We start from the raw sequence: 24,309 nt of genomic DNA, 5'->3' as shown, positions 1-24,309 counted from the left end.
CGAACTACGGGCGTTGAAACGTCATGTGAACTGCACTGATCGTGCGAGCCAAAAAGCCACCTTCACAGTAGCTCAAATAGTAGCGCCACATACGCACAAAGCGGTCGTCGTAGCCAAACGAGCGCACTTCATTCTCTGCTCGATTAAAACGAAGGTGCCATTCGTTCAGCGTCTTGGCGTAGTCCAAACCAATATCGAACAAGTCTCGCGTCACTAAGTCACTGTACTTTGTTGTTGCTTGGGTTAGTGAGGTTACCGACGGTAAAAAACCACCCGGGAAAATGTACTTTTGGATAAAGTCGACGTTGTTACTGTAGTAATCGTAACGCTGATCGGCAATCGTAATCGCTTGAATCGCCATCAAGCCACCAGACTTCAATAAAGACTCACAGACCTTAATGTACGAAGGCAGGAATTGTTTGCCCACAGCTTCAATCATTTCAATAGAAACGAGCTTGTCATAAGTGCCGGTTAGGTTTCGGTAATCTTCTTTGAGTAGAGTGATTTTGTCTTCTAAGCCACGCTCTTTGATTTTTTGCTCCGCGTACGCGTGTTGCTCTTCAGATATCGTTGTTGTGGTGACCTGACAACCGTATTGTTCAGCCATGTAAATCGCCATAGCGCCCCACCCAGTGCCAATTTCAACAACATGATCGGTAGATTTCAGCTCAAGTTGCTGACATAGACGATCCATTTTGTTGATTTGAGCCTGCTCTAGAGAGTCATCCGCATGATTGTAAAGCGCCGACGAGTACAGCATATTGGTGTCAAGGAACGCTTCGTATAGGTTGTTACCCAAGTCGTAATGCGCATGGATATTTTTACGTGAGTTCTCTTCAGAGTTTCTGTTTGACCAATGGCTGAACTTGTACAGTATTTTAGTCAACCAACTGCCTTGCTCTTCGAGTTTATCTAGAGCACGCATGTTAAGGGCCATCAGTTTCATTAATGAGGTTAAATCGGGGCTATCCCACCACCCATCCATATAAGCCTCACCAGCAGCAATACTGCCGCCCTGCAAGATCCGTGAATAAAAGCCTGGATGTTTTACCTCTATAGTAGCGACAACAGGTTGACCACTGTACTCCCCATTTGGCGCACTAAAACGCTCGCTTCGCTCTGTCGTTTCCGTCTTAAAACTTTCAATAACTGTTAAGCAGCCGATTTCCATTTTTTGCAGACATTGAAAAATAACTCCGCGAGCCGCTTTTTGCGTTGTCGTCAATTTACGCGGCAATGTCATAGAACTAGTATTTAACATGCAGAATTCTCCTTGTGCTTTTTATTTTTTTTGTCTGTTTTTTCAGTATCGGCTTCTATTTCTTCATGCGTTGAATATTTAGGATGAGAATAAAAAGGTGCGCCTTTCACCCAAAGTTTTAATGCGTGCCAATAAATACCAACCATTACTTTTACCGTTTGTATTGGTGTAACGATCAAACACCTCAATAAGGTTTTGCTTGAAAGTGGCTTGGCTTTCATAACCATGGTGGCATCAAAGTGTTTCTCTCCTTTGTGACATTCAAGATGAATGTTCAACTTGTCTGTCAAAGGTTTAATTCTCCAGCGGTAGAGTTGGTCAATCGGGTTGAATGGTGAAACATGGAATGCTTTAACTTGTTCCCAACCAAACTTTTCTTCTTCTTTATCTGCTGACACCACGTAGTAATGTCGTTCATTCCAAGGAGTGTTACTCACCTCTGCGAGGAGATACTTCCATTCTCCTTCCGTGTTATAAACGTAGTAGAAATTAACGGGACTGAAATAAAGTCCTAGATAACGCAAGTGACAGACTGCGATTACCTTGCCGGTACAGCGAACACCTGTCAGTTCTTCAATTTTGCTGTGCACTGCCGACTTGACGCTACCTTCACCAATGTAATCACTGCGCTTGAAGCGAGCCCAATGCCACCAACGCGAACCAAAACCCCATACTTTTTTCTCTAAAGCATCGAGCTCGTCTACATCGATGGCGGGCATAAATAAAGAGTAGTTCAACTCATGATTCACCGGCGTGAATCGACGGTGACGAACGTTGCCTATAAACAATCGGCTGTTCATTTGGCTATCCATATCACGCTGCGCCTTTTTCGAAAGGAACCACATTTTGTTCGCGGTACTTTTCTTCTAGTTCTTTCACAACATCAAGCGCGCTACGCACGCCATCTTCATGAAAACCGTTGTACCAATAAGCGCCGCAGAACCAGGTACTTTGTTTACCCTGTATCTCATTTTTGCGCTGCTGCGCTGCAATAGACTCAGTGGTGAATACTGGATGATGATAAGTGAACGAACGCAAGACTTTATTTGAGTTAATTTGCTCAGTACTATTCAACGTTACACAAAACGTGTGTTCTGATTGAATATGCTGAAGAATGTTCATGTTATAAGTTAGCGAAGGGAGGCGTTGCTGTTCCTCCTCACTGCCTTCCAATAGGTAGTTCCATGATGCCCATGCTGCCTTACGTTTTGGTAGTACGGCAGAGTCGGTATGAAGAACAACTTCATTTGCTTGGTATGTCATATCCCCCAAGATTTCCTGCTCAATTGGGCTGATATCCTCTAGCATTCTCATTGCTTGATCACTGTGACAAGCAAAGATAACGTCATCAAACCAATGCGTTTCTCCGCGAACTTGAACGCCAACCCCTTTTTCGTTGCGAACCACTTTTTCGACAGGACTATTAAGACGAATATTCTCGGCAAAGCCTTTGGTCAATGGTGGAATGTATGAACGTGAACCACCTTTAATCACATACCATTGTGGTCGGTTAGTCACATCTAGCAGACCGTGGTTGAGGAAGAAACGTAAGAAGAACATAAGAGGGAATGCGCGCATGTCAGCTAAAGTCGACGACCAAATCGCAGCACCCATCGGTAAAATGTAGTTATCGGTAAAGAAAGCACTGAATTTGTGTTCGTCAAGGAACTCACCTAACGTCTGAGATTGCGAGGATTGCTCGCTAGAGAAGCGCTTGGCAAGTTTATTGAAACGAAGTATCTCGAAGATAAATCGATAAAATTTGGGGTTTGCCCAGTTGCGTTTTTGAGCAAACAATGTCGACACTGTGTGGCCGTTGTACTCTAGTCCGTTCCCATCGTTTCTGACACTGAAGCTCATTTGAGTCGGCAGACCTTCAACGCCAATCTCGCTCATCATTTTAATGAAATTAGGGTACGTACGATCGTTATAGACGATGAACCCGGTGTCTATCGCGTATTCTCTACCATCAAGGATCACATCAACGGTTGCAGTATGGCCACCGATGTAATCGTTCGCTTCAAACAGCGTTACATCATGTTCTTTATGCAAGTAATAACCACAAGTAAGGCCAGAGATTCCCGTTCCCACAATCGCTATCTTCTTTCTTCCTGCTGTTTTCATTTTTATTCCTTCTTATGATACGAGTTTAGCAGTTAGGCGAGCTTGCCAACTGTATGGAAGTAACGAGATAAAACGTAAAATACTGGTAAATCTCGCTGGGAAATAGATATGGGTCTTGTTGGCGGCTAATTGCTTCCTGATAGAGTCCGACGCTTGCTGAGTAGAAATGATCATTGGCATTTCGAAGTCGTTTTTGTCAGTCAACGGCGTTTCAACAAAACCAGGAAACACCGTTACCACATTGATCCCTTTCTTTTTCAAGTCGACGGCGAGCGTGCGTGCAAAATAACTGACTGCCGCTTTGGATGCGCCGTAAGCTTCTGCACGAGGCAGTGCCACTTCTGATGCGATAGAGCCAACAATAACAATGCGGTGCCCTCTCTCTAAATGTACTTGGCAGCCTTCAACGCAGTTGGCAACACCGACAACATTTACGTTCATCACACGCGCCATGAGTTTCGCGTCGACCACTCCCTCATCCATGTACTCACAATCGCCTGCGTTAAAAATCCATGTGTTTGGCGTAAAGGGCAAATTGGAGAGAGCCTGCTGAGTTTCCTCATAATTTGTCACATCAAACTGCAGTGTATGAATTTTGGAAGAAACTGCCTCCAGTTCTGCAAGAACATCTTGATTCCGACCACAAGCAATCACATTCCATTCTGAGTTCGCGTAATCTAGCGCAAGCTGTCTTCCTATTCCGGAGGTGGCGCCTGTGATTAAGATGGTGTTGTTCATTGTCCTAACCTCTGCTTGATGGTTTTAACGACTGAACCTAGTAATGGTAAATGCTCATAGAGCATCTCTCCGAGATCAAAATAGTCCCGGTGATAAATGACCTGACCTTCGCTAAATTTGAGGTGCGAAACACCATTGACGAGAATAGGCGCACCCTTCTGAAGTTTGGGATGCTGAAGGTCCATTGTCCAAGTTAGGAAGCCTGTATCTCCGACTTGTTGATGCTCATGGATTACAAAATCACAACTGATGACGTTGGCATATAATGAGGTGAAATAATCCGAAAGTGCTGGCCATCCTTCTAAACGATGCGCTGCGTCCTCAAATACTACATCTTGGTGATATATATCCTTAAGCAGATGTAAGTTCGCTTTGTTGAGCTTTTGATAGATATTGCCAACAGACTGTATGTCCATTTTTTACTCCTACACGCCCATTAAATTGTACAAAATTATTATATGTACAAGATAGTTCATTCCACCAAAGTTGTACAAAAATAATTTTGTATAACTTTATTTCTGTAAGTAGTACGTGATGAAGTTCGCACGCGATCAATCGGCGAAAAAAAAAGGCTTGGTCAAAACCAAGCCTTTTCAGCAAATTAACAATTATTTAAGTAGACATAGTTAGTATTGCTGGCCTCGCAACGCTGCAATACGTTTATCTAGCGGAGGGTGGCTCATTAGTAGCTCAGTCAGCGACTGCTTGCCGTTGATACCAAATGCCATCATGGTGCCATCCAGTTGAGATTCATGACTCACCTTCAAACGCTCTAGAGCCGCAATCATTTTTTCTTTGCCAACGAGGCGCGCAGCACCTGCGTCCGCGTGGAATTCGCGATGACGGCTGTACCACATAGTCAAGAAGCTAGCTAGGAAACCAAATACCAGTTCAAGCACCATGGATACGCCAAAGTAAACCATCATATTTGTACCTTGGCCTTCTTCATCATCGTTCGATGCCACGATATTGGCAATAAAGCGTGATAGGAAGATAACAAACGTGTTCACGACACCTTGCATCAACGTCATCGTGACCATATCACCATTTGCAATATGGCTCACTTCGTGTGCAAGTACTGCCTCTGCCTCATCACGAGTCATATTGTGTAAAAGACCAGTAGAAACTGCGACAAGAGAGTCATCTCGCTTTGCACCTGTCGCAAATGCATTGATATCTGGTGAATCATAAATAGCCACCGTTGGCATACCAATACCCACTTGTTGAGCTTGACGACCCACAGTTTCGACTAACCAATGCTCCGTTTCGTTGCGCGGGCTTTCAATGACCATACCACCAACCGAGCGTAGTGCCATACCCTTTGACATCATCAACGAAATAAATGCGCCACCAAAACCAAATACAGCAGCCATTACAAGTAAACCTGACAGACTGCCTGGTTGCATTCCAGTTACAGCGTAAACAATATTCAGAACAACACTAAGCACTAGCACGACAGCTAGGTTAGTTGCTAGGAATAACATAATTCGCTTCATTACTTTTCTCCGAGGAAGCTTATCGTTTTTTTAAAACGGATTGTTATAAGGAACAAATGGTAATCGCTATAAAAGCCAATTCCGTTGATTTTCATGTTCCGTGCGTTATAGATATAGTCTATCCGCGATAAAAACAAGGTTAAGCAATAAATTGCAACATTTGTTTTCGAGACTGAAATATTTGATTCAAGCGATTTCAAAACATGCTTTGGTAGGAGCTGGAACCTCCGTTCATATACATTTATCAAAATGATGAAATAAGCTCTGACCTACCCATCATCTATTGATAGATGATCTTGGTGTTAAATCTATCACCTCTTAGCAACTTAGCTAGAAATTTTTTAATAGACCAAAAACAGTACGTTAGCTCTGCTATAGACTTTGGTCTTATTGTGCGGCTACATGGACATGCTAAATTCGAATGAGATGAACAAAACAGAGCTACTCTAAGTACATTGCAAAAAGTGCATTGGGTGAGCTCAAAAACTCCATGTATTGAGGGAAAAACCATGGTAGAAACTAACGACTATCAAATGGCTATTGATTTACTACGTTGTCACCTAGGCATCTCAGAGGACGAGGCAAAGCAACAACTTGGTATTTCAACCGATCATCATATGTCTCAGCGTGTTGCAGAAACACAACAAGCATTGATGGGGCTCAGCCAAGATAAGTAATCTGACTTTTTAGGTTACACCAACAAGAAAGGGCTGCATTGCGCAGCCCTTTGGGTTTTTTAGTCTTTTATCCTAAACACCATTAGTCAGTGTTTAGCAACGGCTCTACATTAATGTACTTGCCTAGCTCTTTGCGTTTAGCACTTGGAATATATGGAATTTCCCCAAGCTTAGGTGCATCGATACGTGCTTCTAGAATCTCGATAATGTCAGCGTAGTGCTCTGTGCCTGGGTTGACGCGGTTTGCCACCCAGCCAACAAGATTCAAACCATCCGCTTTAATACTCTCCGCTGTGAGTAAAGCGTGGCTCAAACAGCCTAATTTAATGCCAACCACCAGTACAACAGGTAACTGCTCTTCTTTTACCCATGTAGATAAACAGTCCGTATCGGATACTGGCACACGCCAGCCTCCAGCACCTTCAACGAGAACAACATCGGCTTGCTGCTTATGTTGAGCCAGTTTTTGACTCAGAACATCGTAACTTATTTCGACATGTTCATGCTTCGCTGCAATGTGGGGAGAAGCAGGCAACTCTAAAGCGTATGGGTTCACATCATCATAGTCCACATCGAGTGTTGCGACGTCTTGTAAGTGTAAAGCATCAGAGTTGCGCCATCCCGCTTCAGTCTTGTCACTCCCTGCTGCCACTGGCTTATAACCAATAGTGTTTAGTCCTTTTGCTGCGATCGCTTGCAAAATGGCTTTAGACGCTACCGTCTTTCCAACATCAGTATCCGTACCAGCAATAAAAAAAGCATCAATCATAGATGTATTACTCCAAAACAAACCTGATAACTTGCAGGTAGAAGACCTTGATCGTTTTTAAACGCTTGGTACGCATGCTCAACTTTTAACAAAGTCTCGCGACTAGTTAAACCGTGTGAGCGCCCGCTTACGTGATTTGCACCTATACCTTTGAGGTCACGCATAACTGAAAATGCAGAGTCGTACCAAACTGTGATGGTGGTCAAGTCTAGTTGATGGCTGTCACATCGAGATTGCGCTAACGCAATTTTTACCTGATTGAGCGTTAGAAAGTTATTGACGTGTTGATATGCATCAATTTTTTCCCATGATGCACGCAGCTCATACAGTGATCCATCAACCAGTGTAGAGAACCACGCTTTCCCACCATTTTTTAGCACGCGGCGCACTTCTTTTAGTGGGTAACTTAAATCTGTACACCATTGCAGCGCTAAACTTGAAAACACGTAATCGAAGCTATCATCGTCAAATGGTAAGTTTTCAGCATCAGCAACTTGGTAATGCATTCGTACTGCACCACAACGCTGCTCTGCTTTATCTAACATGGCTTGAGAGATATCGCCGCAGACTACTTCCGCACCGCGTTGTTGAAGTAGTTGGGAGAAATAACCCGTGCCACAACCTAAATCCAATACACGTTTTCCCGTCAAGTTTTCAGGAAGTTTATCAAGCAGCTGATGCCCGACATCACGTTGAAAAGCCGCATATTTATCGTATGTTTCTGCTGCTTTACCAAACGAAGAGGCAATCGCGCCTTTATCTTGATGGAAACTCTCTAACGCGAGCGTTTGCGCTAATGCGGTAGTTGCATTATCCATTACAGCGCTCCTAATGCTTGCTTCAATGCGATTGAAAGCGTTTTAACTTGTTCATTAGTGTGATTGGCAGTGAGTGTGATTCGAAGACGAGACGTTCCTTTAGGCACCGTCGGAGGGCGAATAGCAGTCACCCAAATACCGTTTTGGCGACAAGCACCTGCTACTCGCAAAGCCAATTCAGATTCACCAATCAAAAAGGGCTTAATCGAAGTTTGAGTCTCAACAAACCCCTCAAGGCCGCTAAGGCTATCTCGATACACTTCACTAAGCTCAGAGAGCTTTTCACGTCGCCAAGACTGCTCTTGAACCATCGAGACTGCATGAGTCAACGCATACGCTTGTGCCGGAGGCATCGCTGTGGAATAAACATGGTGACGAGCAAACTGAGTCAAAAAGTCTCCCGTTGAGTGGTCACATAAAATAGCCGCGCCAGACATACCAAACGCTTTACCGAAGGTAACGACCAATAACTCAGGCTTAACCGTTGCCAACTCGCAAGAACCACCACCGGATTGACCGAGAACACCAATTCCATGAGCGTCATCGACAGCAAACCAAGCATCATGACTGCGAGTGGCTTCAGCTATATCGCTGAGCGGCGCGCAGTCACCGTCCATGCTGAATACCCCTTCCGTCACAACTAGATGGTTGTCTTCGCTATTAATCAGCGACTTTAGGTGCTCGATGTCATTGTGTTTGAAGCGCTTCATCTTAGCTGGTGACAACGCCCCCGCTTCTATCAATGAAGCATGATTCAAACGGTCTTGGATCAATACGTCTGACTTTTCTAACAAGGTGAACAACAAGGCTTGATTAGCACTGAATCCAGAACCAAACAGAATTGCTCTGTCGTAGCCCAACCATTCAGTTAGTGCGGCTTCTAAATTGCTGTGTGCTGCACTAAAGCCAGTGACCATTGGCGATGCTCCACTGCCACTGCCGTATACGCTTAAACCTTGCTGCCACGCACGAACGAGCGCTTGATCATTGGCCAAGCCCAAATAATCATTACTTGAGAAATTAATGTAGCGCTTGCCTTCGTGCTCCAAAACGGACTGGTTACCGGCAAACACCACATTCATAGAACGATTCAACCCTTGCGTTTTACGCTTAGCAAGAGCGGACTCGATACGAGATTTAAACGCTGGCATCGTAGAAAAGGTCGTCTTTTGTCGGACGGGCAGCAACACGCTCTACAACGCGATCCAGCAACTCGTTTTCTTCGATTTCATCAGGTTTTTGAGACACTTCTTGGCTGTTAATGCCGAGCTTATTGAACAGCATCATGTCCTTATCTTCAGAAGGATTTGGAGTCGTCAGAAGTTTGCAGCCATAGAAGACTGAGTTTGCACCCGCCATAAAACACAGCGCTTGCATTTGTTCGTTCATGTTTTCACGGCCAGCCGATAGACGAACCGCTGATTGAGGCATCATGATGCGCGCAATCGCAATCAAGCGAATGAAATCGAATGGCTCAACATCGTCCACCTCTTCCAGTGGTGTGCCTTTCACCTTAACCAGCATGTTGATTGGCACACTTTCAGGATGCACTGGCAAGTTAGCTAATTCAACCAACAAACCTGCTCGGTCGTTAGCACTTTCACCCATACCGATGATGCCACCGGAACAGATCTTCATGCCAGCATCACGAACATGAGACAAAGTATCTAAACGGTCTTGATAAGTACGTGTGGTAATGATGTTGCCGTAAAATTCAGGAGACGTATCTAGGTTGTGGTTGTAGTAATCCAAACCTGCGGTTGCCAGTTGTTTTGCTTGATCTGGTGTCAACATGCCTAATGTCATACACGTTTCTAAACCCATGCCCTTCACGCCTTTGATCATGTCGGTCAAATGCGGCATGTCACGCTCTTTTGGATTTTTCCATGCTGCGCCCATACAGAATCGAGTAGAACCAGCATTTTTGGCTTTTTGCGCAGCATCGAGTACGCGTTCTACTTCCATCAGACGCTCTTTCTCGATGTCTGTGGTGTAACGAGCACTCTGAGGACAGTACTTACAGTCTTCTGGACAAGCACCTGTCTTAATCGACAGAAGCGTGCTTACTTGAACATGGTTGGTTTGTTGATATTGACGATGTACAAGCTGCGCTTCGAATAGGAGATCCATGAATGGTTTTTCCATGAGATCGCGCACTTCAGCATGCGTCCAGTTATGACGAACTTCCACGTGTATTCCTTTAGTCACTTTTGTTGTTGTGTTGACAGTCTACTGAGTCTCGATAAACTGTCAACACAACGCAAAAGATCAAAGTTTACACCTGTCTGTTTTTTAACCTTAATTATTATTGGAATCGCACATGGATCTCGCCTTCGACCGCCAGCATATCTGGCATCCTTACACTTCGACATTGACACCTCTGACCTGCTACCCAGTGGCATCGGCAAATGGTGTTCATATTAAATTGGAAGACGGTACTGAGCTGGTCGATGGCATGTCTTCTTGGTGGTCGACGATCCACGGCTACAACCATCCGCATTTAAATCAAGCCGCTCACCAGCAAATCGATCAGGTCTCTCACGTGATGTTTGGCGGGATTACCCACCAGCCAGCAATCAGTTTGTGTAAGAAGCTATTGTCCCTTGCACCAAATAACCTTGAACATGTATTCCTTGCCGATTCAGGCTCCGTTGCCGTAGAAGTCAGCTTAAAAATGGCACTGCAATATTGGCATGCAAAAGGCGAACGCCGACCGAAGTTTCTTACTTTGCGACACGGTTATCACGGCGACACCTTTGCGGCTATGTCGGTTACCGATCCTGATAACTCAATGCACTCTCTTTACAAAGGCTTTTTGCCTGAGCATATCTTTGCGGAGTCAGCAACTTGTGGTTATTGGGATGAATGGAAGCCAGAGGACCTTACCGACTTCGAGCACAAGATTGAAACGCACCATGAAGAACTTGCTGCGGTGATCCTAGAACCTATTGTTCAAGGCGCAGGCGGCATGCGCATCTACCATCCAGAATTTCTCAAAGGCGTGCGTAGGCTTTGCGACAAATACGGCTTGTTATTGATTGCAGATGAGATCGCTACCGGATTTGGTCGTACCGGTAAGTTGTTTGCCTGCGAACATGCAGACATTCAACCAGACATTCTGTGTGTCGGGAAAGCACTCACTGGCGGCTACATGACCCTCTCTGCGACCCTGGCGAGCAAACACGTAGCAGACACCGTTTGTGGTGGTGATGCAGGCTGTTTTATGCACGGCCCAACCTTTATGGGTAACCCACTTGCCTGCGCTGTTGCCACTGCAAGTTTGGAATTGATTGAACAAGGTAACTGGCAACAGCAAACCCAACAAATCGAAGCGTTGTTTTCTGAGTTACTGCCAAAACTTGAAGAACACGAGTTGGTAAAAAACACCCGTTGGTTAGGTGCCATTGGCGTAGTGGAGACGTATCGCCCTGTGAATATGGAAACCATCCAAGCCTTGTTTGTTGAACACGGAGTGTGGATTCGTCCATTTGGCAAACTGATTTATATGATGCCGCCGTTCATCAGCAAGCCAGAAGATATTGAAAAGTTAGTGAATGCGATTGATGCTGCGTTACAACGTAAAGACTGCTTCGCTTCATAGTTCAATTGAACATGAAAACGGTTTGAGTATGAGACTCAAACCGTCTCGTTATTTATTAGAGCAGTAAAGTTATCGAAGTTGACTGTCTTTACTCGCTCGTCTATTGAACAATGCTTGGCGTTGAGACACCAATTCGATTGTTGACTGACATTCGATACACAAACGAACGCCTTTCATAGCAAAACGACGTGCTTCTGGGACCTCATCACCACACTCATCGCAATAATGGGCGCTTTCACCCCTTGCGATACTGCCACGAACACGGGAAATCTCGTCGTCTATTGTGTTTTGAATTTGTTGGCTGACGCTATCGTCATTGGCCCACCCTACGGCCATAAGCCCTCCTCGTTACTTGAATGAGAAAATCTACTTACCGTGGTAAGGTGGATGATTATATCAATTACAAATAACAAGATAATTAAGGTAAATACGAAAACACTATTACGTTTTAGTAATAATTACTCTGTAATCGATTATTCGGCGCTCTCATGGAAAAGCAATGCAAGGTTACTCATACTCCCTTCCTCGCATTCAAAATACTGCGTTTGCTCAGGCTCTCTCAAAGTAACACTGAGTATCTTCTCAACCTCATCAAACTCCTCGCTAAAGTACTCACTAACCAATATGACGCGCTCACCAATACTAAATTCCAGTGACTTCTCATCTACCAACGCTCGATGATACTGGTCTAATTTAAAGTCCTTTATAACTAAAGATCTTTCAATACTGCTCCCCCCTAAGCTAAGCTCCGACAGTAGAACCTGACTGTTTATGTTTTCTATTGATATTTCTAGACGGTTAGGATGTGAAGCATCACACTTAAATAGCGCAGTATTAGTGTGGCTGAAAGCACAAGCAGATGAACTAAAAATAAGTCCAAGCAAAGAAATGTTACGCAGCATTTTTAATCGAAGCATATTTTTTGTAAGCCTTTTCTAATTTGACGTCGTATTGATTTTTCTGATACTCAGAACCATTGTAACCACGAGCAAAGGCAGCCCAATTTTTATCTCTTATATGCTCACCTAAGCCAGACTTTTGGATAAACGTAACAAAAGCCTCAAGTTGTTTCTTCTCCGACTCGAATACAGCTTTAACAAAGGATTCAGCGGTAACATGACCAGCTAACTTGAAATTAAAGCCCATAATTTGGAAACGTCCCCAAGATGCGGAGCGGATTGCTGCATTTGAATTCAGTTCAATCGCTTTATTTAGACGTACGTATTCTGAGATACCACCAACATAAAGACTTCGATTCCAATGCCGACTTGAAATACTTGGATGACTGTTATCGTAGGCTCTTGAAGTGAGTCTCGAAAATATATGAGCCTCAAACAAAATCTTTGGCTTACCATTGCTAAAGTAGGCTTCTCCTCGGCTCTCAACTTCCGCTACAGCTTTAATAGCAGCGACTTCGCATCCAAGAGTTTCAGCTACTTTGCGATAATCCAAGTCCGTCAACGCATCTCTTGAGCCAACCAAAGGTAACGTATATGCCACCGCGGTCTCAGGTGTTCGTTTTAAATAATCATTCAGCTTACGATGGCTTCTTCCATTCACATCTATCCTTCCATCTGGACGAGCCATCCCAACAAGGTTTTTCTGAAAAGCTTTAATTGCGCCGACAGTTTTGGAGTTTTCCGGTCTAGAGCCTAGTTTCCCATCCACTTTAAGTTCCTTTACTCCCTTTAAAGAACCAAGCAATTGGTTAATAGACCTTTGTACCGTACGAATGTCACCATCCACATTTTTACCACCCAAGCCAACAGAGCCGCTTACTCTTATTGAAGCCATGAAAGTACCTCCTCTTTATATTTTGGAGGAGCTTGTCATGCTCAATGAAGCTTAGAAAAATATCATTAGGGACTGGTTTTAATAATTTAGGCTAACTATGCAATACCTCATCCTACATTTACATAACAACGTATTTTCACTCGACGCAGATAACAAAAAACCCAGCACTAAGGCTGGGTTTTGGTGTTCTAGTGGTTAATGAATTAACCGATGTGCGTTGCGCCCGCCATGTACTTCTGAAGTACTGTAGGGATTGCAATACGGCCGTCTGCTTCTTGGTTGTTTTCTAGGATAGCAACCATTGTACGACCTACAGCTAGACCAGAACCGTTTAGCGTGTGTACAAGCTCAGGTTTCTTCTCGCCTTTACGACGGAAACGCGCTTGCATACGACGAGCTTGGAAGTCCCACATGTTAGAACATGAAGAGATTTCACGGTAAGTTTCTTGAGCAGGAACCCAAACTTCTAGGTCGTAAGTCTTACGAGCGCCGAAGCCCATGTCACCTGTACATAGAACCACTTTACGGTAAGGAAGCTCAAGAAGTTGTAGAACTTTCTCAGCGTGACCTGTTAGCTCTTCTAGTGCGTTCATTGAATCTTCTGGCTTAGTGATTTGTACTAGCTCAACTTTGTCGAACTGGTGCATACGAATCAAACCACGAGTATCACGACCGTAAGAACCTGCTTCTGAACGGAAACATGGCGTGTGAGCTGTCATCTTAATTGGTAGATCCGCTTCGTCAGAAATCGTGTCACGAACTAGGTTCGTTACAGGTACTTCTGCAGTAGGGATTAGAGACAGTTTACGTGGCTCTTCGTCGTTTACTTTTTCTACTAGCGGCTCAGTGTGGAAAAGATCTTTACCAAACTTAGGAAGCTGACCAGTACCGAATAGGCTGTCAGAGTTTACTAGGTAAGGTACGTACATTTCTGTGTAGCCGTGCTCTTCAGTGTGAAGATCCAGCATGAACTGAGCGATTGCACGGTGTAGACGAGCAAATTGGCCTTTCATCACGATGAAACGTGCGCCAGTGATCTTAACTGCACTTGCGAAGTCTAGACCGTCGCCCATTTCGCCTAGGTCAACGTGATCTTTCAGTTCGAAGTCGTAAGACTTTGGCTCACCCCAACGAGAGATTTCAACGTTGTCGTTTTCATCTTTGCCATCTGGCACTTCATCTGCTGGGATGTTTGGTACAGAACGCGTGAATTCGTCTAGTTGAGCAATTACTTGCTCAAGTTCAACTTTCTTCGCATCAAGATCGCTACCTAGCGTACCGATTTGTTTCTTGATCTCTTCTGCGCCTTCTTTGTCGCCAGCCGCCATTTTTTGGCCGATTTGCTTGGAGATGGAGTTACGCGTGGATTGTAAATTTTCTACTTCTACTTGAATGGACTTACGTTGTTCTTCAAGTTTACGAATAGTATCTACGTCTAGCTTAAAGCCACGACGCGCCAGTTTAGCAGCTGTTTCATCCAGCTCTGTACGAAGTAATTTAGAATCCAGCATTGTTAATCCTATGCTTTTTGTTGTGAAATCACGCGCACTTTCCAAGCGTACGCGTTAAAAAAATTTACTAAACAAATGTATCCAAAAACGCCTACTTTTCATAGCGCTTTTGTGGGCTATTTGCGTCTAAAGTAGCCAAGTAATCTAACTTTTCGCCGATTTTGGTCTCCAGACCACGATTTGTCGGCTGATAGTACCTACGATCGCCCATTTCAGGCGGCAAATATTGCTCACCTGCTGCGTAAGCACCAGGCTCATCGTGAGCATAACGATACTCAGCCCCATAACCCATGTCTTTCATCAAACTGGTTGGCGCATTTCGAAGGTGATGCGGCACTTCATATTCAGGTAAGTTATGAGCGTCCGTTAGCGCTTGTTTCCAAGCAACGTAAACGGCATTACTTTTTGGCGCACACGCTAAGTACACGATCGCCTGTGCAATCGCACGTTCACCTTCTGCTGGACCAACGCGTGTAAAACAGTCCCACGCGGAGAGTGCCACTTGCATGGCTCTAGGGTCCGCATTGCCGACATCTTCCGATGCTATCGCAAGTAATCGACGGGCAATATAAAGAGGATCACAACCCGCAGCAATCATACGTGCAGCCCAGTAAAGCGCCGCATCTGGGTTAGAGCCACGAATGGATTTGTGGACCGCAGAGATTAAGTCATACCAGATATCACCTTTGTTATCGAAGCGAGAGACCTTCTCCCCTTCCACTTCAGCCAGCAACTTAAGCGTGATCTCTTTTTCACCTTGCGCATTATCTTCTGCCATGTCGTAGAGCAGCTCAAGATAATTGAGAGACATGCGAGCATCACCGTTGACCAGTTCTGCTAGGCGGTCTAATACGTTATCAGCGAAATGTGCGGGTGTATTGCCCAAGCCACGCTCTTTGTCACTGATCGCTTGATTCAGCGCCAGTGAGATTTCATCTTTATCGAGAGACGTTAGCTTGTAGACACGTGCACGTGACAGCAATGCGTTGTTTAACTCAAACGATGGGTTTTCTGTCGTCGCACCAATAAAGGTAACCGTGCCATCTTCGATATGCGGTAAAAACGCGTCTTGTTGAGATTTGTTGAAGCGATGCACCTCATCCACAAATAAGATGGTGCGGCGACCCGCCATTTTGTTCTCACGTGCTTTCTCGATTGCAGCACGGATTTCTTTCACACCAGACGTTACGGCAGACACACGCTCTACTTCAGCATTGGCGTAGTTTGCAGCCACTTCCGCTAATGTCGTTTTGCCTGTGCCTGGTGGTCCCCAAAGGATCATCGAGTGAATGTGACCCGCCTCTAGCGCACGGCGCAGTGGCTTACCAGGGCCTAAAATGTGCTGCTGTCCAATGTATTGCTCGATTGTTTCCGGTCTCATACGAGCAGCAAGGGGACGAAAATCTTCGTCCCCCGAGAAATCTAATGTGTAATTACTCACTACCAATTAATTCCTTTGGTCATCCACTTCCACACCTTTTGGAATTGTGAATGTGAATCTGTCTGCTTTTGGTTTACCCAGCTTCACGTTGTTAAAGGTGAACAAACCTTTTTGACCGTCTTGCTCAACCACGTTGAAGCCTTTCACCACACCTTTGGCATCAATATTAATCTGGAATTGACCTTGTGTGGAGTCTACTGCGGTAGGAATGAGAGTGAACTGGTCACCTTTTTGAGATATTTTGTAGTTATTCCAATCACTTGCTCGGTTACGCGTTAGCAAAACAAATGGCGTTTGCTCTGTTGCTTGCTCTTGCCAGTAGATGCTCACTTGCTCGATGAATGGGCTGTAGTACCACAATGTCTTACCGTCAGAGACCAATAGGTTCTCATCGGGGAATGTTGTACTCCAACGGAACAGGCTTGGGCGAGCGATTTCAACCGTACCTTCTCCTTCCATCACCGTTTCGCCTTCAGGGCTGATAACCTGCTGAGAGAAATCCGCACTGAAGCCATCATTCATAGAAAGGCGTTTGTTTAATTCATCTTTAGGAGATGCTGCGTGTGCGGTAGAAAAGAGGGAAAAGCTTAAAACAAGCGCAGAGAAAAGTTTCGCTGAAAATAGTTTTTTCATTCAGATACCTATTATTAGAACCACTCACCTCAGTTGGACTGAGGTGAGTAACACAAGTTCATTAATCTTTTGGTGGCGCAGGTGCCAGTACTTCACGATTACCGTTATGACCCGGAGCACTTACGATGCCCTGCGCTTCAAGCTGCTCTACAATACGGGCGGCACGGTTGTAACCTATCTTAAATCGGCGCTGAACACCGGAAACCGAACCTCGACGTGATTGAACCACGTGCTCAACAACTTGATCGAAGAGCGGGTCTACATCTTCATCCGCTTCCATTTGCTCACCTGGCAATAGACTTTCTGGAGTTTGATCTCCACTGATGATCTCTTCAATGTAGTTCGGTTTACCACGCGCTTTCCAGTTGTTTACAACAGCATGAACATCATCATCTGATGCAAATGCACCGTGAACACGAGTTGTATGACTTGATCCCGGCGGTAGATACAACATATCACCCATACCAAGTAGTGATTCTGCGCCGCCTTGATCTAGGATTGTACGAGAGTCCGTTTTAGTCGATACCGTAAACGCAACACGAGTTGGAATGTTCGCTTTAATTAGACCGGTAATAACATCAACCGATGGACGCTGAGTCGCAAGAATTAAGTGAATACCTGCCGCGCGCGCTTTTTGCGCCAAGCGAGCAATCAGTTCTTCAACTTTCTTACCTACCACCATCATTAGGTCAGCAAATTCGTCAACAACAACGACGATGTAAGGCAGCTTTTCTAGCAATGGCGGTTCAGTATCCATGCTGTCGCCTTCTTGCCAGAACGGGTCATGGATTGGGTGGCCCGCTTCTGCTGCCATCTTCAATTTTTCGTTGAAGCCCTTCACATTACGTACACCTAATGCCGACATCAATTTGTAACGACGTTCCATCTCGCCCACACACCAACGTAGAGCATTTGATGCGTCTTTCATATCAGTCACAACTTCAGAAAGAAGATGAGGGATACCTTCATAAATAGAAAGCTCTAGCATTTTCGGGTCAATCATGATGAAGCGTACATCTTCTGGGCCTGCTTTATACAGCATGCTCAAAATCATCACGTTCACACCTACCGACTTACCAGAACCTGTTGTACCTGCTACTAGCACGTGTGGCATCTTCGCAAGATCTGCCACCACAGCTTCGCCCGCAATGTCTTGACCTAACACAACCGTTGTTGGTGACGTTGCTTGCTCAAACTGAGGGCTACTGATGACATCAGATAAATAGACCGTCTGACGACTCATGTTTGGCAGTTCCAAACCGATGTAAGGCTTGCCAGGGATTACTTCCACAACACGTACCGCCATCGCAGACAATGCACGCGCTAAGTCAGTTGAAAGACCAGAAATACGACTTACTTTCACCCCCGGCGCCAAATCAAGCTCAAAACGAGTGATCACTGGACCAGGATAAATACCAACCACATCGGCTTTGATTTTGTAGTCAGCGAGTTTGCTCTCTACCAATCGAGCGACCTGCTCTAGCGCATCACGGTCGATAAAGTTTTCACGTTTTTCTGGATGATAAAGCAACTCGAGCGTTGGGAGTGGCTCTTCCGGAACTGGCAAGTTTTCTTCTTTCTGTACCAAAAATGGGTTCTGTGTTGCAGCGACTTTGGCTTGCGCATTGGAAACCATATCTTGGAATGCGGTAACGTCTTGGTCGTTGTCTTGGACCTCTTCTACTTCCACTTTTTGAGGTGCAGGTTCAAATGTTGTTGAAGGTGTTGCTGCTTGCTGATGAGGCGTTGTTGGCTGTGCTTGCTGTGCAGGCTGAGATTCCACTTCGTCTTCATCATCTAACACATCAAAGTCAGAGATCGTAGGCTCAATATGTTGGCTCGATTCTGTTTGCGCCGTGATGCTATCTAATACAGCAGAATCAATTGCAGGCTCTTCATGTACAGGATGCTCAATACTTGGCTGCTGTACTTGCTCTGCTTCAAATTGTTCGTACTCCGCATAATCTGGTTCAACACTGATCGGTTCTTCTGTAGCTGTATGTGGCTCTACATAGGAAGAGTAAGTGTCTGCAAATGATGGGGCTGCCTGTTCTTCAGTTCCCCAGTCATCTGCTTGTTGCGCCGCTGCTTCAAGCTCTTCTATCGTAACATTCAGTTGCTTGGTGCGTTCCAAGAGCGGATCAACGTTATCAGTGTTAACCGTATGGATAGGTTGTGTTTGAGGCTCAGGTTCAGCATAAACTGGCGCAGCATTAACCGTAGACTTGCGTTGTGGTGGCGTCGGTTCTACCATCGCCTGTTGCGCAGGCTTATCAGGTTTAGCTTGCGGCATATAAATAGGGTACTCATGCGCTGGCGCCGACTCTTTCGGTTCATCGACATCGTACGCCGTTAAATGAGGAAGCGGCTCATCATCAATTTCATGGTCTACATTATGTTTAGGCGTAGAGACTTTGTCTTCTACAAACTCATCAAGCTGAGGTTCTAAAACTTCCTGCTCTGAACCTCTTGCCTTATTTGCAAGCGCGGCAATTAGTGCTAACGCACGATCACCAAGCCATTCCACGATGTTAAGCCATGAGATGCCAGTGAAGAGCGTAAAGCCCGCTCCCCACAAGAACAGCAGTACCAATGTGGTACCGAGTACATTCAATGTAGGTAAAGCGAGGCTAGACAACACATCCCCGACCACACCTCCGGATGAAAAATACCAAATGTCATCAAAATTAATATCGGCAAGACCGCAACTGGTCATAATAAGGACGACAAGACCGAGCAGCCTTGTACCCCAAAGCATGAAATCAATGGGCTCATCTTCTCCTCGTTTACGGCAAATCACCCATGCAGCCGCCGCTAGCAAGAAAGGGATTGGGTAAGCGAGAGAGCCAAATGTGAAGAATAGAGTATCGGCTAGCCAAGCGCCGAAAAGGCCACCAGCATTATCGATATCCCCTCCCCATGCGGTTTGGGACCAAGAAGGATCGGCCGGACTGAAGGTAAATAGTGCAACCGCAAGCAATACCGAGCTAAGAACGCCAACGATAAAGCAGCACTCTTTTAAGCGTTGGAAGCCATTTAAGCGTGAAGACTGGGGCTCTTCACTGGTTTTGATAATGGTTTCGACTTTCTTTGCGTTCTCTTTGAACATAAATCAACTTGAATATGGAAATGAAATAGGAAATTGCAAAACATTCCGAGCGGCATCAAGCCGCTCGGTAAATTGATTTAACCATATCAAGGAGAAAAACCCAATTACTCTCTGGCGAAAGCGGAAGCATATACCGCTTTCTTTGCAAGAAATTAACGAGTTTTGATCACAAGCTGGTTAGATTGTTTCACTTCTTCCATAACAACGTATGTGCGAGTGTCATTTACGCCAGGTAGACGTAGTAACGTATCGCCCAATAGTCGGCGGTAAGCACCCATATCTGATACACGGGTTTTAAGAAGATAGTCAAAGTCACCTGAAACAAGATGACACTCTTGTATGTCGTCTAGCTTTTGAACAGCTGAGTTAAACTGCTCAAACACATCCGGCGCACCACGGTTTAGCGTAATCTCAACGAATACTAATAGTGATGCATCCAGGAACTGCGGATTCAATAATGCAGTATACCCTGTGATATAACCCTGACGCTCTAAGCGACGTACACGCTCCAAACATGGCGTTGGAGAAAGTCCCACACGTTTTGAAAGCTCAACGTTTGAAATACGACCGTCTTTCTGCAGCTCATTAAGAATGTTGCGGTCGATACGGTCTAGTTCCTTGGACGGCTTTTTATAGTTGTCTGCCATTTTTTATTCCACCTTATTACTTCCTTGCAAAAAAATATACTACAACTTTTTAATATTTGGTGCCAAATTTTACAAATCTATAACTATACTAGTTATTAATTCGACAATAACACCCTACTAACAGTTAATACAACCATTATAGAAAGAGGATACAGGATGATCATTGGCGTACCTAAGGAAATCAAGAATCACGAATATCGTGTTGGTATGATCCCAGCTAGCGTGAGAGAACTCATCTCACATGGTCACCAAGTTTTAGTTGAGACCAATGCAGGTGCCGGCATTGGTTTTTCAGACGATGATTACATCGCTGTCGGCGCATCCATTCTCCCTCATGCTGCTGACGTATTTGCGCAAGCAGACATGATTGTAAAAGTAAAAGAACCCCAAGCAGTAGAGAGAGCAATGCTCCGCGAAGGGCAAATTTTATTTACTTATTTACACCTAGCACCAGATTTTCCACAAACTGATGAGCTAATCAAGAGCAAAGCTGTCTGTATAGCCTATGAGACTGTAACAGATAATATGGGTCGTTTGCCACTGTTAGCACCAATGTCAGAAGTGGCAGGTCGGATGTCTATCCAAGCTGGTGCGCAAACGTTGGAAAAATCGCACGGCGGTCGTGGTCTGCTCCTAGGCGGCGTACCTGGTGTTGAACCTGCAAAAGTCGTTATCGTTGGTGGTGGCGTTGTTGGTGCAAACGCTGCTCGTATGGCGGTTGGCCTTCGCGCTGACGTCACCATTCTAGACCGTAACGTAGACACACTTCGTAAGCTTGACGAAGAATTCCAAGGTCGCGCAAAAGTGGTTTATTCTACTGAAGACGCTATCGAGAAGCATGTTCTAGAAGCGGACCTTGTTATCGGTGCCGTTCTAATTCCTGGCGCAGCAGCACCTAAACTGGTCACTAAAGAGCACATTGCTAAGATGAAGCCTGGTGCAGCAGTGGTTGACGTGGCAATTGACCAAGGCGGTTGTTTCGAAACTTCACACGCGACAACTCACGCAGATCCAACTTACATCGTTGATGAAGTGGTTCACTACTGTGTAGCAAATATGCCTGGCGCAGTTGCTCGCACTTCAACATTTGCACTCAACAACGCTACGCTTCCATACATCGTGAAGTTAGCAAATAAAGGCTACCGCGAAGCACTTCTAGAAGACAAAGGCTTCCTTGAAGGTCTAAACGTTATTCACGGAAAAGTAACATGTAAAGAAGTAGCAGAAAGCTTTGACTTGGAATACGTTGAACCAACTCAAGCTATCGCTATGTTTAATTAATGACAAAATAAAACATAACTTGTCACGTTTTGTTTACAAAAGCCCACTCATAAGTGGGCTTTTTCATATAGAGCGTTTGGCTATAAAGAATAACTAAATCTTATATGCACAAATTAAAATATTTCTAGGTGTGACCGATTTAGGGCAAAACTCTGACAATCTAACACGGTAACCACGTTCTTCAAGATAAAGCACTTTGTCTAATGCGAGCCAGATCTCCAACGGACGTTGAAAAACAAGTTGCACTAAGCTCATTCTCTCCATTTGCCAGAAGCGTTGTTCGCTTAACTTTTCAAAATGAGAGAAATCGATTTCTTGAGGAAGAACAATGCCTTTTTGCTCCGCTGCCCAGCGACATAAAGATTCAAAACCATCACTTAATTGCGACTTACGGATACTCGGCACAGGCTGATACTCTGCCATTCCCAAAGCTTGTCGCGTGATCAAATCAAACCCAAGACGAAACATCATTTCCTGCTGACGATGACGACGCACGCGCTCTCCTCCTGTCACCGTTTGTTGTAATGGGATACGCAGTTCTTGCTTAGACAATGAGAGAGAAGAAGCCCTGCCCGATTCCGACATCGGCTGGTATTGTTCCGACTGAATCAAGTGGTAACAACAAGGTGATATGGTCATCGCAGCAATCCCATTTTCACTGCCGTACTGCATTAGACGAGCGTGAAGGTCACCGCATGCATGCAGTGCTACTGCGTGTTGCGTTGGCTTAAACACGGCTTTCGCTTTGCTATCAAACGCGTCGCCTTGAATAAACGTCATCTTCCAATGATGTTCATTGGCTGCTTGTTGCCCCGAATCGCACAGTGCTTGTTGGTATTCAAAGCTGGTTACAGGCTGATCGGTTTGCGTTGTCAGGATTCGCCCCAAGTAACCTTTACCTGAGCACCATTCTAGCCATTCTTCGCCACAGTGTTGTTGAATTGCAGCTTCACCCATCGAGCTAATTTGCTCCAACTTACGTCCCGGAATACCGTTATCTAAACCACGAGCGAGTTCCAAGCCGTTTAACGACAAAAGCTCTAAATGAGTCAGTTCTGCGAGTTGTTCAAGCTCAGGCAAAAACGGACTAAGTGCTTTTAACGCGAGTTCTGGTGCTGCTTTGTATTCTTCGATTTGAGAGGGAGTAAGAGACGCTAGCCATTGGCACAGTCGAGGATGTTGCTCCTGCCAAGGTAATGATGTGTGAATGCTGCTTTTAAAAGGCTCGAATCGCCACAAAGATTGGTTTTCGATTAAGCAGTCATTAATAAACTGAAATTGCGTTTTCATAGCTCCCCCTACAACGAGCGCATTGTAGAGGGAATCGAAACATCAATGAAGTGTTATCTCACCGGAAGCTCGATGTCTTTAAACATCTCTTCGATTTCTGCATTAGACTTCAACGAAATCGCCTGCTCAACCACTGGACGCGTTAAGTGCGGTGCAAAACGCTCCATAAAATCGAACATGTAAGAGCGTAAGAATGTACCACGGCGGAAGCCGATGCTCGTGGTGCTCGCGCCAAACAAATGGCTCGCATCTATTGCAACCAAGTCACCGTCCTGCTCTTCATCCACAGCCATGCTTGCAATCACACCCACACCAATACCCATACGAACGTAAGTTTTAATGACGTCTGCATCAGTTGCCGTGAACACCACTCGCGGGGTTAAACCTTCGCGGTTGAATGCTGTATCCAGCTCTGAACGACCAGTAAAACCGAACACGTAAGTGACTAATGGGTAAGCGGCAAGATCACTGATCGTTACTTTGTCTTTCTTCGCTAGTGGGTGGTCTTTAGGCACAACTATTGAACGATTCCAGTGATAACAAGGCAGCATGATGGCATCTTGATATAAGTGAAGAGCTTCTGTCGCAATCGCAAAATTCGCAGTGCCTTTAGCTATCGCCTCAGACATTTGTGACGGTGTACCTTGGTGCATGTGTAACGACACTTTTGGATAACGAGAAGTAAAACCTTTGATGACATCTGGCAGTGCATAACGAGCCTGCGTATGTGTCGTGGTGATATTCAGCGTCCCCATTTCTGGATGGGTGTGCTCTCCAGCCACCGCTTTGATACTTTCTACACGAGCGAGAATTTCTTGAGAGATACGTACAATTTCTTCTCCAGCTGGCGTCACTTGCGTTAAGTGCTTACCGCTACGTTCAAAAATCTGAATACCTAACTCGTCTTCCAGCAACCGAACCTGTTTACTAATACCTGGCTGAGAGGTATATAAGCTTTCCGCCGTTGCAGATACATTCAGATTATGGTTTACAACCTCAACAATATACTTCAGCTGCTGCAGTTTCATCGTAATCCCTTACTTATTCATGAGAGAGTTTATTGGCCACTCAAGCGAGCGATATAATAATTAGTTATAACGCGTTCAAATCGAAATGAAC

At 45.0% G+C, this 24,309-nt stretch carries 23 protein-coding genes; 3 read left to right on the top strand and 20 right to left on the bottom strand.

Annotated elements, in window-relative coordinates; translation table 11 throughout:
• Window positions 1–4: 4 nt before the first annotated feature.
• The 6 genes from R7190_RS04930 to htpX all read right to left on the bottom strand — a co-directional run bounded on the left by R7190_RS04930 (window position 5) and on the right by htpX (window position 5,619).
• Window positions 5–1,261, bottom strand: coding sequence for an SAM-dependent methyltransferase (locus R7190_RS04930; protein ID WP_025766883.1), 1,257 nt, complete (start codon window positions 1,259–1,261; stop codon window positions 5–7).
• The gene (locus tag R7190_RS04925; protein ID WP_005378205.1) at window positions 1,255–2,073 is read right to left on the bottom strand and encodes a DUF1365 domain-containing protein; all 819 of its coding nucleotides are present in this window, start codon (window positions 2,071–2,073) and stop codon (window positions 1,255–1,257) included. The genes R7190_RS04930 and R7190_RS04925 overlap by 7 nt, the downstream gene beginning before the upstream one ends.
• A 1-nt stretch (window position 2,074) precedes the next feature.
• A complete protein-coding gene (locus R7190_RS04920; RefSeq protein ID WP_213986312.1) occupies window positions 2,075–3,385 on the bottom strand; it encodes an NAD(P)/FAD-dependent oxidoreductase in 1,311 nt (436 codons plus the stop codon).
• A 12-nt stretch (window positions 3,386–3,397) separates the two neighbouring features.
• Window positions 3,398–4,123, bottom strand: coding sequence for an SDR family oxidoreductase (locus R7190_RS04915; protein ID WP_213986311.1), 726 nt, complete (start codon window positions 4,121–4,123; stop codon window positions 3,398–3,400).
• Window positions 4,120–4,539, bottom strand: coding sequence for a nuclear transport factor 2 family protein (locus R7190_RS04910; protein WP_005378211.1), 420 nt, complete (start codon window positions 4,537–4,539; stop codon window positions 4,120–4,122). Before R7190_RS04910 ends, R7190_RS04915 begins: the two co-directional genes overlap by 4 nt.
• A gap of 210 nt (window positions 4,540–4,749) precedes the next feature.
• Window positions 4,750–5,619, bottom strand: a complete 870-nt coding sequence (gene htpX / locus R7190_RS04905; protein ID WP_005388085.1) for a protease HtpX — start codon at window positions 5,617–5,619, stop codon at window positions 4,750–4,752.
• A 509-nt stretch (window positions 5,620–6,128) separates the two neighbouring features.
• On the opposite strand from htpX, the gene R7190_RS04900 reads away from it, so the two are divergent.
• On the top strand, window positions 6,129–6,296 hold the full coding sequence (locus R7190_RS04900) for a hypothetical protein (protein ID WP_005378215.1): 168 nt from the start codon (window positions 6,129–6,131) through the stop codon (window positions 6,294–6,296).
• An 82-nt stretch (window positions 6,297–6,378) separates the two neighbouring features.
• On the opposite strand, the gene bioD is transcribed toward R7190_RS04900, so the two are convergent.
• From bioD to bioB, 4 genes are read right to left on the bottom strand one after another with little or no spacing between them, the layout of a single operon-like run.
• Window positions 6,379–7,065, bottom strand: coding sequence for a dethiobiotin synthase (gene bioD / locus R7190_RS04895; RefSeq protein WP_213986310.1), 687 nt, complete (start codon window positions 7,063–7,065; stop codon window positions 6,379–6,381).
• Entirely contained in the window at window positions 7,062–7,883 is an 822-nt protein-coding gene (gene bioC, locus R7190_RS04890) for a malonyl-ACP O-methyltransferase BioC (protein WP_213986309.1), read from the bottom strand. Before bioC ends, bioD begins: the two co-directional genes overlap by 4 nt.
• Window positions 7,883–9,034: an 8-amino-7-oxononanoate synthase gene (gene bioF, locus R7190_RS04885; RefSeq protein WP_213968594.1), complete on the bottom strand. Its 1,152-nt coding sequence runs from the start codon at window positions 9,032–9,034 to the stop codon at window positions 7,883–7,885. The genes bioC and bioF overlap by 1 nt, the downstream gene beginning before the upstream one ends.
• Window positions 9,021–10,073, bottom strand: coding sequence for a biotin synthase BioB (gene bioB, locus R7190_RS04880; protein WP_005378222.1), 1,053 nt, complete (start codon window positions 10,071–10,073; stop codon window positions 9,021–9,023). Before bioB ends, bioF begins: the two co-directional genes overlap by 14 nt.
• Before the next feature lie 130 nt (window positions 10,074–10,203).
• On the opposite strand from bioB, the gene bioA reads away from it, so the two are divergent.
• Window positions 10,204–11,484, top strand: a complete 1,281-nt coding sequence (gene bioA / locus R7190_RS04875; protein WP_213986308.1) for an adenosylmethionine--8-amino-7-oxononanoate transaminase — start codon at window positions 10,204–10,206, stop codon at window positions 11,482–11,484.
• A 69-nt stretch (window positions 11,485–11,553) separates the two neighbouring features.
• Here the strand turns inward: bioA and R7190_RS04870 are convergent, their stop codons facing one another.
• From R7190_RS04870 to lrp, 8 genes are all read right to left on the bottom strand, one after another.
• A complete protein-coding gene (locus R7190_RS04870) occupies window positions 11,554–11,820 on the bottom strand; it encodes a DksA/TraR family C4-type zinc finger protein (RefSeq protein WP_213986307.1) in 267 nt (88 codons plus the stop codon).
• A 137-nt stretch (window positions 11,821–11,957) separates the two neighbouring features.
• A complete protein-coding gene (locus tag R7190_RS04865; protein ID WP_054575142.1) occupies window positions 11,958–12,386 on the bottom strand; it encodes a hypothetical protein in 429 nt (142 codons plus the stop codon).
• On the bottom strand, window positions 12,376–13,278 hold the full coding sequence (locus R7190_RS04860; RefSeq protein ID WP_186584342.1) for an N-acetylmuramidase domain-containing protein: 903 nt from the start codon (window positions 13,276–13,278) through the stop codon (window positions 12,376–12,378). The genes R7190_RS04865 and R7190_RS04860 overlap by 11 nt, the downstream gene beginning before the upstream one ends.
• Before the next feature lie 203 nt (window positions 13,279–13,481).
• Window positions 13,482–14,789, bottom strand: coding sequence for a serine--tRNA ligase (serS, locus tag R7190_RS04855; RefSeq protein ID WP_054576393.1), 1,308 nt, complete (start codon window positions 14,787–14,789; stop codon window positions 13,482–13,484).
• Between the two features lie 91 nt (window positions 14,790–14,880).
• Window positions 14,881–16,236 carry a replication-associated recombination protein A gene (locus R7190_RS04850; protein ID WP_318137523.1) on the bottom strand — a complete coding sequence of 452 codons (1,356 nt, stop codon included), beginning with the start codon at window positions 16,234–16,236 and terminating at the stop codon, window positions 14,881–14,883.
• Window positions 16,237–16,863 (bottom strand): outer membrane lipoprotein chaperone LolA, encoded by a 627-nt coding sequence (lolA, locus tag R7190_RS04845; RefSeq protein ID WP_005388103.1) that lies wholly within the window; start codon window positions 16,861–16,863, stop codon window positions 16,237–16,239.
• Between the two features lie 61 nt (window positions 16,864–16,924).
• A complete protein-coding gene (locus R7190_RS04840; protein WP_186584344.1) occupies window positions 16,925–19,972 on the bottom strand; it encodes a DNA translocase FtsK 4TM domain-containing protein in 3,048 nt (1,015 codons plus the stop codon).
• A gap of 152 nt (window positions 19,973–20,124) precedes the next feature.
• Window positions 20,125–20,619: a leucine-responsive transcriptional regulator Lrp gene (lrp, locus tag R7190_RS04835; RefSeq protein WP_005378234.1), complete on the bottom strand. Its 495-nt coding sequence runs from the start codon at window positions 20,617–20,619 to the stop codon at window positions 20,125–20,127.
• Between the two features lie 156 nt (window positions 20,620–20,775).
• On the opposite strand from lrp, the gene ald reads away from it, so the two are divergent.
• Complete coding sequence (gene ald / locus R7190_RS04830; RefSeq protein WP_005378241.1) at window positions 20,776–21,900, top strand: alanine dehydrogenase; 1,125 nt, start codon at window positions 20,776–20,778, stop codon at window positions 21,898–21,900.
• A 93-nt stretch (window positions 21,901–21,993) separates the two neighbouring features.
• On the opposite strand, the gene R7190_RS04825 is transcribed toward ald, so the two are convergent.
• Window positions 21,994–23,190 carry a methyltransferase gene (locus tag R7190_RS04825; RefSeq protein WP_017634951.1) on the bottom strand — a complete coding sequence of 399 codons (1,197 nt, stop codon included), beginning with the start codon at window positions 23,188–23,190 and terminating at the stop codon, window positions 21,994–21,996.
• A 53-nt stretch (window positions 23,191–23,243) separates the two neighbouring features.
• Window positions 23,244–24,218: an HTH-type transcriptional regulator CysB gene (gene cysB, locus R7190_RS04820; protein ID WP_005388967.1), complete on the bottom strand. Its 975-nt coding sequence runs from the start codon at window positions 24,216–24,218 to the stop codon at window positions 23,244–23,246.
• Between the last annotated feature and the right edge of the window lie 91 nt (window positions 24,219–24,309).

It is taken from the genome of Vibrio sp. 1078-1 (assembly GCF_033340475.1).
Note: the sequence above shows the minus strand (reverse complement) of the source record. Positions and strands in the feature narration are given on the sequence as shown.

Coding starts and splice junctions, on each gene's coding strand:
- R7190_RS04865 (WP_054575142.1), bottom strand. CDS start 12,386: ATGCTGCGTAACATTTCTTTGCTTGGACTTATTTTTAGTTCATCTGCT.
- R7190_RS04825 (WP_017634951.1), bottom strand. CDS start 23,190: ATGAAAACGCAATTTCAGTTTATTAATGACTGCTTAATCGAAAACCAA.
- R7190_RS04925 (WP_005378205.1), bottom strand. CDS start 2,073: ATGGATAGCCAAATGAACAGCCGATTGTTTATAGGCAACGTTCGTCAC.
- bioD (WP_213986310.1), bottom strand. CDS start 7,065: ATGATTGATGCTTTTTTTATTGCTGGTACGGATACTGATGTTGGAAAG.
- R7190_RS04920 (WP_213986312.1), bottom strand. CDS start 3,385: ATGAAAACAGCAGGAAGAAAGAAGATAGCGATTGTGGGAACGGGAATC.
- bioC (WP_213986309.1), bottom strand. CDS start 7,883: ATGGATAATGCAACTACCGCATTAGCGCAAACGCTCGCGTTAGAGAGT.
- serS (WP_054576393.1), bottom strand. CDS start 14,789: ATGCTGGATTCTAAATTACTTCGTACAGAGCTGGATGAAACAGCTGCT.
- ald (WP_005378241.1), top strand. CDS start 20,776: ATGATCATTGGCGTACCTAAGGAAATCAAGAATCACGAATATCGTGTT.
- R7190_RS04860 (WP_186584342.1), bottom strand. CDS start 13,278: ATGGCTTCAATAAGAGTAAGCGGCTCTGTTGGCTTGGGTGGTAAAAAT.
- bioF (WP_213968594.1), bottom strand. CDS start 9,034: ATGCCAGCGTTTAAATCTCGTATCGAGTCCGCTCTTGCTAAGCGTAAA.
- R7190_RS04910 (WP_005378211.1), bottom strand. CDS start 4,539: ATGGACATACAGTCTGTTGGCAATATCTATCAAAAGCTCAACAAAGCG.
- lolA (WP_005388103.1), bottom strand. CDS start 16,863: ATGAAAAAACTATTTTCAGCGAAACTTTTCTCTGCGCTTGTTTTAAGC.
- R7190_RS04900 (WP_005378215.1), top strand. CDS start 6,129: ATGGTAGAAACTAACGACTATCAAATGGCTATTGATTTACTACGTTGT.
- cysB (WP_005388967.1), bottom strand. CDS start 24,218: ATGAAACTGCAGCAGCTGAAGTATATTGTTGAGGTTGTAAACCATAAT.
- R7190_RS04870 (WP_213986307.1), bottom strand. CDS start 11,820: ATGGCCGTAGGGTGGGCCAATGACGATAGCGTCAGCCAACAAATTCAA.
- R7190_RS04930 (WP_025766883.1), bottom strand. CDS start 1,261: ATGTTAAATACTAGTTCTATGACATTGCCGCGTAAATTGACGACAACG.
- htpX (WP_005388085.1), bottom strand. CDS start 5,619: ATGAAGCGAATTATGTTATTCCTAGCAACTAACCTAGCTGTCGTGCTA.
- R7190_RS04840 (WP_186584344.1), bottom strand. CDS start 19,972: ATGTTCAAAGAGAACGCAAAGAAAGTCGAAACCATTATCAAAACCAGT.
- R7190_RS04915 (WP_213986311.1), bottom strand. CDS start 4,123: ATGAACAACACCATCTTAATCACAGGCGCCACCTCCGGAATAGGAAGA.
- bioA (WP_213986308.1), top strand. CDS start 10,204: ATGGATCTCGCCTTCGACCGCCAGCATATCTGGCATCCTTACACTTCG.
- lrp (WP_005378234.1), bottom strand. CDS start 20,619: ATGGCAGACAACTATAAAAAGCCGTCCAAGGAACTAGACCGTATCGAC.